A 1,196-nucleotide genomic window follows, 5' to 3' on the forward strand; every position below is an offset into this window, starting at 1 on the left:
TGGGCAGGGTCGAGATCGTCGTGATCAGGCCGTCGCGCACCGACTCGGCGTCGTGCCCGCCGGGCAGGTGGACCAGCATGGTGTAGCGGGTGCTGCGTTCGACCAGGGTCGCGATCGCAGACTTGTTGTGTTCGCCGGTGATCAGATCACCTTCCCAGTGGCCCGGGACAGCGCGGTCGTCGACCTCGGCGGGCCGATCGCTGATCATGATCATCTCGTCGACGAACCGGTGGGTGCGCTGCCCGGGCGCACGATGTGGTTTGCGGCGTGTCCGCCCGGTCCGAAGGGCTTGGGCCACTTCGCGTTTCAGTCCACCGCGGGCTTGGAAATACAGGGCCTGATAGATCGTTTCGTGGCTCACCCACATGCTCTCGTCGTCGGGGAAGTCCTTGCGCAGGCGATAGCTGATCTGTTCGGGCGAATACCGCTGCGCCAGACCCTGAGCCACCGCGTCCCGCAGGGCGTGGTCGACCACCAGTTTGGCTCGTTTCGGCCGAGCCCGGCGCGCAGCGGCGGTCTTATCGGCCTGATAGGGCAGGTAGAGGCCGTCGACACGATGCGCGGCGACCTCCCGCGACACCGTCGATTTGTGCTTGCCGATGCGGGCGGCGATCTGCGTGAAAGACTGCCTGGTGAGCAGTCCGTCCGCGATCGCCAGCCGGTCGGCCAGCGACAGGTAGCGGTCGCTGATCGCGGCGTTGTCGATCTTGGTCACCGCAGATGTGTAGCGGGTCCCGCTCGTGTAGTCCACGACCGTCCCGTCCGGATGCACCCGGTTGCCGTTGGAGGTTTTGCGGACTCCATCGCGCCAGTCCCGCGCAGTGCGCTCGTTCACCCCGACCTCGCGAGCCGCTCGCGCCACCGACCAGCCGGCCGCGAGCAGCACGAGCAACCGCGTCTTGGCCTCCGCCTTACCGCGCGGCGTCCGGTCCGCGCCAACCAACCCTGCCTCGACCAGGATCCGCCGGGCAACCGAATGCGACACCCCAGCCGCTTTGGCTGCCCGGTCCACCGACCCGGTCGAGCCGAATACCGACCCGACCACGCCCGAATCCGCTGTTCGCCGCGCCCGCCGAGGCTTACCCACAGGGCGGCCCATCGCCCGCAGAATCGCATAGCACCGCTGCCGCGCAATCCCCAACGCCGACGCGGCATCCTTCACCGGCACACCGGAATCCACCAGCCGCGCCAGCTGA

General features: G+C 68.2%; 1 protein-coding gene. It reads right to left on the reverse strand.

Annotated features, from left to right (window positions below):
* A partial coding sequence (locus AB0M74_RS35185; RefSeq protein ID WP_366530631.1) for an IS30 family transposase occupies nt 1–1,196 on the reverse strand: 1,196 nt, incomplete at both ends.

The organism is Nocardia sp. NPDC051463 (assembly GCF_040681975.1).
Classification (GTDB): domain Bacteria; phylum Actinomycetota; class Actinomycetes; order Mycobacteriales; family Mycobacteriaceae; genus Nocardia.